Genomic DNA, 8,151 nt, shown 5'->3' with positions numbered 1-8,151 from the left:
CCAACCACCGTAAAGTTTATATATTTGGAGTGCATCATGAAAGAATGCCCTTGGAGTGTTAGGACTGCTTTTTCTTCTAATCTCCAAGGGCCCCCCTCCCCAACACCTCCCTCCCCCTTTATTATACTGGCTGTCTTGGCATGCCTTTTTATATTACCAGACGCAATTTTCTACTGGTGGTTTAATGCTCAGGGAAGGCAGGCTTGGAAAAGGCGTTGACGCCGAGTTTGCAGATTACACCTCATCACTGGCATTTGATATGCACCTCCTGGAGTACGACATCCTGGGCAGTATGGCCCACGCGCTCATGCTCGGGAGGAAGGGGATAATAAAGGAGGAGGAGATGAGGAGCCTCCTGGGGGGACTGCTCAGTATATACAGAAGCAGGGACCTGAAGCTCGACCCCGCCCTCGAGGATGTGCACATAGCGGTTGAGGCAAGGCTCTTTGAGGAGATCGGCGAGGTCGCGGGTAGACTGCACACGGCCCGTTCGCGTAACGACCAGGTAGCCCTGGACCTGCGCATGCTGGCTCGCGACAGGATAAACCGCATCTCCCGCGCCCTGCTCGCCCTTGAGGAGGTGCTGCTCAGGCTTGCCCAGGAGAACAAGGCCACACTCATGCCGGGTTACACCCATCTGCAGCGCGCCCAGCCGGTGACGCTGGCCCACCACATGCTGGCCTACTTCTGGGCATTTATGAGGGACCTGGAGAGGCTGGAGGATGCCTACGGGAGGGTGAACCACAGCCCCCTGGGGGCGTGCGCCCTCGCCGGTACCAGCTTCCCCATAGCGCGGGAGGAGGTTGCCCGCATGCTGGGCTTCGCAGGCGTGGTGGAGAACTCTCAGGATGCCGTTGCCTCCCGCGACTTTCTTCTGGAACCCATGGCGGCGCTCGCCCTGCTTGCCTCGAACCTGAGCCGCCTTGCCGGGGAGCTCATCCTGTGGAGCACCGCCGAGTTTGGCTTCGTTGAGCTCAGCGATGAGCTTTCCTCCACCTCGAGCATAATGCCCCAGAAGAAGAATCCTGATGCCCTGGAGATAATGCGGGCGCGAAGTGCCCGTGCTATAGGAAACCTGACCTCAGCCCTTGCGCTTGTGAAGGCGCTTCCCCTCGCCTACAACCGCGACCTCCAGGAGCTTTCCCCCCTTGCTCTCGACTCCTTTGAGGTTCTCGAGGCCTCTGTTTCAATGCTCGGCAGGATTCTGAGTACTGCAGAGTTCAATAGCGAGAGGATGCGTGCCGCATGCGAGGGCGACTTTCTCACTGCTACAGAGCTTGCAGACTACCTGGTGAGGGAGAAGGGCCTTACCTTCAGGAGTGCACACCGCATAGTGGGCAGGCTCGTTGCCGAGGCTGTCAAGGCTGGCCTTTCCCCGGCTGAGGTTACACCGGAGATGCTCGACAGGGCGGCACAGGAGGCGATTGGCAAAACCCTGGGGCTGAGCAGAGCTGAGGTGGAGCGCTGCCTCTCGCCAGAGAAGAGCATCGCCGGCAAACGCTCGGAGGGAGCCCCCTCCCCGCAGGCCGTTGAGGCCTCTATAGGAAGGGGCAGGGCGAGGCTGGCTGAGCTAGAGGCAAAGCTTGAAGAGAGGGAGCGCAAAGTTAAAGAGGCCCTTGAGTCACTCTTGAAAGAGGTAGAGAGGCTGGCGAGGTAGTGGCCATGTACAGGGGCGAAGCTGCAAGGGTGCTGGGTAAGGCAGAGGTTGGCGACAGGATACGTGTGCTTAAAGGAGAGCGCAGCTATGAGGGCGTGCTCATGCCCAGGAGTGAGCTGGGCGACGATAAACACGTGGTAATAAAGCTGGACAGCGGCTACAACATAGGCATAGAGGTTACGGGGGCGAAGATAGAGAGGTTGGCCCCGGCGGAGGGTGTGAGGCGTCCCGCCTTCCCGGAGCCCCAGTTCTCGCCCGATAAGCCGGAGATAACAATCATCGGCACCGGCGGAACAATAGCCTCGAAGATAGACTACGCCACGGGGGCGGTGCACCCCTCCTTCACCGCCGCCGAGATAATAAATGCCGTGCCTGAGCTTGCCGACGTGGCGAGGGTTAAGACGAAGCTCCTTTTCAACATCCTCAGCGAGAACATGACCCCGGAGCACTGGAAGAAGCTTGCCCGCGAGGTGGCAGAGGAGCTCAACGGCTCCGCCCATGGCGTCGTCGTGGCCCACGGTACGGATACCATGGGCTTTACCGCCGCCGCTCTGGCGTTTATGCTGAAAAATCTCACCAAGCCAGTGGTGCTTGTGGGCTCGCAGCGCTCCAGCGACAGGCCCAGCAGCGATGCGGCGCTCAACCTCATCTCAGCGGCAAAGGTTGCGGTGAGCGACCTCGCCGAGGTGGTGGTGGTTATGCATGCCACCAGCGACGACGAGGCCTGCGCAGTGCACAGGGCAACGAAGGTCAGGAAGATGCACTCCTCGCGGAGGGATGCATTCAAGAGCATAAACGCCCTGCCCATAGGCGAGGTACGCGGAGAGGTGAGGCTCTCTGCAGAGTGTAAAAAGCGCGGAGAGGGCGAGGTCCATGCAGACACCCGCCTGGAGGAGAGGGTTGCCCTCTTCAAGGTCTACCCCGGCGTCAGCGCAGAGCTTCTGGAGCACTGCATTGACAGGTACCGCGGCATCGTCCTCGAGGGCACAGGGCTGGGACATGTGCCTGAGAGCCTGCTTCCGGCGATTGAACGCGCCCGCGGGGAGGACATACCCGTGGTTATGACCACCTCCACGCTCTACGGCAGGGTAGACATGAAGGTGTACTCCACAGGGAGGAGGCTCCTGAAGCTGGGTGTGATTCCGGGCGAGGATATGCTTCCCGAGGTGGCGTATGTAAAGCTGATGCATGTGCTGGGGATAACGCAGAACTACGAGGAGGTTCGCTCGCTAATGCAGCGCAGCCTGGCAGGTGAGATAACGCCCAGGACGCTGGCGAGGGCCTTCTACTGAGGTGAGGCTATGGAAGGACTGCGCGTGGGTTTTGAGATACACCAGCAGCTTGCCACGCACAAGCTGTTCTGCAACTGTGAGAGTGAGCTCCGCGAGGAGGAGCCTGAGCTCAGGATTATCCGCCGTCTGCGGCCTACGCAGAGTGAGCTGGGCGAGATAGACAGAGCGGCGCTGCAGGAGTACCTGAAGGGAAGGTGCTACGAGTACGAGGTGCCGGAGGAGGTTTCCTGTCTTGTGGAGATGGACGAGGAGCCGCCCCACAATCCCAACCCCGAGGCGGTCAAAGCTGTGCTTGAGGTGGCGCTGCTCCTCAACGCCCGCCCTGTGGATGAAATCCACTTTATGCGCAAGATTGTTATAGACGGAAGCAACACCTCGGGTTTTCAGCGCACAGCCATAGTGGCGATGGACGGCTACATAGAGACCTCCCAGGGGAGGGTGCGCATACCGACGATATGCCTGGAGGAGGAGGCAGCGCGGAAGGTGCGCGAGGAGGGGAGAAAGACCGTATACCGCCTGGACCGCCTCGGCATCCCGCTGATAGAGATAACCACCTCCCCGGACATAACCTCCCTGGAGGAGGCGCGCGAGGTGGCGCTCAAGATAGGCGAGGTCCTGCGCGCCACCGGCAGGGTCAAGCGCGGCATAGGTACAATACGCCAGGATATAAACGTCTCCATCGCAGGCGGGGCGAGGGTTGAGATCAAGGGCGTGCAGGAGCTCAACCTCATACCCAGGATTATTGAGAGGGAGGCTGAGAGGCAGAGGAAGCTTGTGGAGATTGCGCAGGAGCTGAAAAAGCGTGGTGTTGCCGAGGCCCACCTGGAGTTTTCTCCTGCGGACGTCTCCGGGGTCTTCGCCTCCACAGAGTCAAAGCTGGTGGCGAGGGTGCTGAAGGGGGGCGGCTCAGCCCTTGCGGTGAAGCTGCCCGGCTTTGGCGGCCTGATAGGGGGCGCAAAGGAGGAGCCCCGCCTGGGGAGTGAGCTTGCCCAGTATGCCCGTGTGAAGGCGGGGGTGGGAGGAATCTTCCACTCCGACGAACTCCCGGGCTATGGCATCTCCGCCGACGAGGTTGAGAGCATAGCGAGGAGGCTCGCCCTGGGCGAGAGCGATGCCTTTGTGCTCGTTGTGGAGGCACGCGAAAGGGCGCTTAAGGCACTGGAGGCGGTGGTTGAGCGCGCCCGGCAGGCGCTGAGGGGCGTACCCGAGGAGACCCGCGTTGCTCTGGGCGACGGGGACACGCGCTATATGCGCCCCTTACCTGGAGCGGCGAGGATGTACCCCGAGACAGACCTCGCGCCCTTTGTGGTTGGGGCGCAGCTAATCGCCCAGGTGCGCTCCTCCCTGCCAGAGCTGTACGAGGAGAAGATTTCCAGGTTTGTGAGGCAGTACAGCCTCAGCGAGGAGCTGGCGGCTCAGGTGGTGAGAAGCCAGCACGCAGGGCTCTTCGAGGAGCTGGTGGAGAGCGGCGCTCCTCCCCGTCTGGTTGCCACGACGCTCATAGCCACGCTGAGAGAGCTCCTCCGCGAGGGGTGTGCGGTGGAGAGGATTCGCAGCGAAAGCTTCAGGGAGCTTTTCTCCCTTGTGGCGGAGGGGAAGCTCGCCAAGGAGGCCATACCGGAGGTTATCAGGGCGCTGAGCTCCTCGCCCGAGAAGAGCGTCGAGGGTGTGATGCAGGAACTCGGCCTGGAGGGCTTCTCAGAGGCGCAGGTTCGCGAACTTGCGCGCAGGGTGATAGAGGAGAGGGCGGAATTTGTGCGGGAGCGCGGCGAGGGCGCCGCAAAACCGCTCATGGGTCTGCTGATGAAGGAGCTGCGCGGCAGGGTGGAGGGGAAGCTGGTGATGAAGATTCTCAGGGAAGAGATAAGGGGTTATCTTGAGAGATGAGCTCAGCGGCGAGGCTCAGGGACAGGCTTAAAAGACTGCTTGCGGAGAGAAGTGAGAGCGGGAGCGAGGGCAGTGTGAGGGAGCTTCTCAGGGCATGGTTAGGCGAAGCCGGGCTGCGCACCAGTGTGGATGAGCAGGGCAATCTGATTGCAAAGCGGGGGCACGGCGAGAAGGTGGTGCTCAATGGGCATATGGACACTGTGCCAGGGTACTATGGCATCGCCGAGGAGGGTGATGTGCTGCTTGCGAGGGGGGCGGTGGACATGAAGGCGGGGCTGGCGGGCATAGTGGAGGCACTGCATGCACTTCGCAACAGCGAGCTGAGGTATGCTGTGGAGGTGCACTTTGTTGTAGGCGAGGAGGCGACGCAGCCCTCGGGCACAGCTGCCCTCGCCGGACGCTGCGGGGCGAGCCTTGCCATAGTTGCGGAGCCAACCTCCCTTGAGCTTTGTCTGGGGCAGCGCGGGAGGGTTACAGTAACCATAGCCGTCCGGGGAAGGGCGGCGCATGCGAGCAGGGCTGAGAGGGGCATAAATGCGATTTATAAAGCGATGGACGCCATAGAGAGGCTCCGCCTCTTGCCCCTGCCGGAGCATCCTAAGGTGGGCAGAGGCAGCCTGGAGGTCACTGCGATAAGCGCTGGCGTAGCCTCGAATGTTCTGCCCGAGGTGTGCACCTTTACCATAGATCGACGCCTGACCCTCGGGGAGACTCCGGAGGGGGTTATGAAGCAGATTCACAGGGCGCTCTCAGGGCTGGAATACTCCGCCGGGCTTGCAAGCGAGACGTATTCAAAACCCTTCCTGGTGGAAAGAGAAGAGCCCCTCATTGAAGAGCTTGCCAGGGCGATTTCCCGGCACAGAGAGCTCCACTACGGGGTGAGCAGGGCCACCACAGATGCCTCCTACTACAGCGGCGAGGGCATACCCGCGGTTATCTTCGGCCCTGGCGATCCGGAGCTTGCCCACACGAGGAAGGAGCGAATAGATATAAATGAGGTTGTTGAATTTGCTGATATACTTGTGGATTTCCTGAGGTTGAGCTGATGTGCGGGATAGTGGGCTATGCTGGCGGAAGGGATGCAGGAGAGGTGATATTTCAGGGCCTGAAGCGCCTGGAGTACAGGGGCTACGACTCCTGCGGCATTGCCAGCATAGACGGCGAGCTCAGGGTGAAGAAGGACGTGGGCATGATAGATGAGATTGAGCTCAAGCTGGGGCTGAGCCGGATTAGGGGAAGCGTGGGGATAGGCCATACGCGCTGGGCAACCCACGGGGGCGTGACAAAGGACAATGCCCATCCCCACCTGGACTGCTCGCAGGAGATTGCGGTGGTGCACAACGGGATAATCTCAAACCACGAGGAGCTCAGGGCAATGCTGGAGGAGAAGGGCCATGTCTTTGTGTCCGAGACAGACACCGAGGTGCTGCCCCACCTCATAGAGGAGCACTACACCTCGAGCCTCGAGGAGGCTGTGCGCCTCGCTCTGGCGGAGGTGGAGGGCACCTATGCCCTGCTGGTAATCTCCACAAGGGAGCCCGACAGGATAATAGCGGCCCGCAGGGAGTCGCCCCTCGTCCTCGGCCTGGGCGAGGGGGAGATGTTTGTAGCCTCAGATATTTTCTCCTTCCTGAAGCACACGCGCACCGCCCTTCCCCTGGACGATGGGGAGTACGCCGTTATCACCGCCAGCGGCTGTGTGGTGAAGAGCATAGCCACGGGCGAGGAGAGGCGAAAGCAGGTCATGAATGTGGACTGGAGCGATGAGGAGGCGAGGAAGGAAGGTTATGCCCATTTTATGCTGAAGGAGATTCACGAGCAGCCCCGCACAGTTGCGAGTGCCCTCAAGATATACCGCGAGGATGTTGCGAAGCTGGCTGAGATGATCTCCAGCGCCGGGAGGGTGTACATCACAGGCGCGGGCACCAGTCTGCACGCCGCAATGGTGGCTGAGTACTGGTTCGCTAACCTTGCTGAGAAGCCGGTCATAGCCATAGATTCCTCTGAGCTTAAGAACAAGGGTGTTGTGGACGAAACCACGCTTGTGATCGGCATAACCCAGAGCGGCGAAACCTACGACACCCTGGCAGCGATGCACTATGCAAAGCAGAAGCAGGCGAGGACTGCGGCGATAGTGAATGTGATAGGCTCCACAGCCACCAGAATCGCAGAGCATGTGCTCATGCAGGGCTCAGGTATAGAGATTGCAGTGTGCGCCACCAAGACCTACACATCGCAGCTCACACTTCTGCTCCGCGTTGCCCTGGAGCTTGCAGAGATGCGCGGCAGGGATGTGGGAGAGCTCAGGGAGGAGCTCCGCTCTCTGCCTGAGAAGCTGGAGGAGGTGCTTGAGCTGGAGCCCGAGGTTAAGCGCGTCGCCGAGGAGCACTTCAATGTCAGAAACTACCTCTTCATAGGCAAGGGCATAAACCACCCCACCGCCCTTGAGGGGGCGCTCAAGCTGAAGGAGATATCCTATCTGCACGCCGAGGGGATGAGCTCGGGGTTGTTGAAGCACGGCACCATCTCGCTGATAGACGACCAGATGCACACCGTCGCCTTTGTCCCGGCGGAAGGGGAGAACAGGAGGCGTATAATGAGCAACATCCAGGAGGTGAAGGCGAGGAAGGGCAGGGTTATAGCAATAGCCTCTGGCAAACCCGTGGCTGGCGATGTGTGCATCACCATCCCTGAGAGCAGCGAGGCGCTCACCCCGATACTCTTCGCCCCGATTTTTCAGCTCCTCTCCTACTATGTCGCTCTGAGGCTCGGATGCAACGTGGACAAACCCCGCGCCCTGGCAAAGTCTGTGACGGTGGAGTAGTCATAACAGTGATGAAAGTTTATATTTGAGAGATTCGTAAAATTGTAATTAATGCGCAATCAAAATAATGAAATGAGAATACGTCCGATATACTTGTTATTCGCGGTATTACTAGTGATTTATTTCTATTTAACTTCGAGATCGGAAGAATACCCATATTCATTCGTTAACGCGCTGGTTTACTCAGTTAATACTTTAACATATGTATTATTTATATTTATTATTCCTTTTTATTTCTTTTTAAAAATTAGATATTTGAAAAGTGATAATATAGTTTGCATGATTAAATATAATATCATACAAATGATTGCTATCTTATTAGTTTACATGATATTTATAGAATCCATTTCTACAATATTATTTTTATCTTTTAAAGCTTATATTGAATCGGTAAATTTAGTATTTTATCCAGAAAAATATTTTTTAATTCTTCCAGCATCGATTGGATCGTTATTACTTCTTTATAGATTACTATCAAATCCAGATATTAT

Annotated in this window: 6 protein-coding genes; all 6 read left to right on the top strand. The window is 58.4% G+C overall.

Annotated features, from left to right (window positions below; all coding sequences use genetic code 11):
* The first annotated feature begins 184 nt into the window (after positions 1–184).
* Positions 185–1,657, top strand: a complete 1,473-nt coding sequence (gene argH / locus ACXJJW_RS00280; protein ID WP_456473719.1) for an argininosuccinate lyase — start codon at positions 185–187, stop codon at positions 1,655–1,657.
* A gap of 5 nt (positions 1,658–1,662) precedes the next feature.
* On the top strand, positions 1,663–2,949 hold the full coding sequence (gene gatD, locus ACXJJW_RS00275; protein WP_456473718.1) for a Glu-tRNA(Gln) amidotransferase subunit GatD: 1,287 nt from the start codon (positions 1,663–1,665) through the stop codon (positions 2,947–2,949).
* Between the two features lie 9 nt (positions 2,950–2,958).
* On the top strand, positions 2,959–4,836 hold the full coding sequence (gene gatE, locus ACXJJW_RS00270) for a Glu-tRNA(Gln) amidotransferase subunit GatE (RefSeq protein ID WP_456473717.1): 1,878 nt from the start codon (positions 2,959–2,961) through the stop codon (positions 4,834–4,836).
* Complete coding sequence (locus ACXJJW_RS00265; RefSeq protein ID WP_456473716.1) at positions 4,833–5,882, top strand: M20 family metallopeptidase; 1,050 nt, start codon at positions 4,833–4,835, stop codon at positions 5,880–5,882. Before gatE ends, ACXJJW_RS00265 begins: the two co-directional genes overlap by 4 nt.
* Positions 5,882–7,660, top strand: coding sequence for a glutamine--fructose-6-phosphate transaminase (isomerizing) (glmS, locus tag ACXJJW_RS00260; protein ID WP_456473715.1), 1,779 nt, complete (start codon positions 5,882–5,884; stop codon positions 7,658–7,660). The genes ACXJJW_RS00265 and glmS overlap by 1 nt, the downstream gene beginning before the upstream one ends.
* A 279-nt stretch (positions 7,661–7,939) precedes the next feature.
* On the top strand, positions 7,940–8,151 hold a 212-nt coding region (locus ACXJJW_RS00255), incomplete at its 3' end, for a hypothetical protein (RefSeq protein ID WP_456473714.1).

Source organism: Candidatus Pyrohabitans sp. (assembly GCF_054014795.1).
Note: the sequence above shows the minus strand (reverse complement) of the source record. Positions and strands in the feature narration are given on the sequence as shown.

Excerpts from the sequence above, each read along its gene's own strand:
- argH (WP_456473719.1), top strand. The coding sequence starts at position 185 with ATGCTCAGGGAAGGCAGGCTTGGAAAAGGCGTTGACGCCGAGTTTGCA.
- gatD (WP_456473718.1), top strand. The coding sequence starts at position 1,663 with ATGTACAGGGGCGAAGCTGCAAGGGTGCTGGGTAAGGCAGAGGTTGGC.
- gatE (WP_456473717.1), top strand. The coding sequence starts at position 2,959 with ATGGAAGGACTGCGCGTGGGTTTTGAGATACACCAGCAGCTTGCCACG.
- ACXJJW_RS00265 (WP_456473716.1), top strand. The coding sequence starts at position 4,833 with ATGAGCTCAGCGGCGAGGCTCAGGGACAGGCTTAAAAGACTGCTTGCG.
- glmS (WP_456473715.1), top strand. The coding sequence starts at position 5,882 with ATGTGCGGGATAGTGGGCTATGCTGGCGGAAGGGATGCAGGAGAGGTG.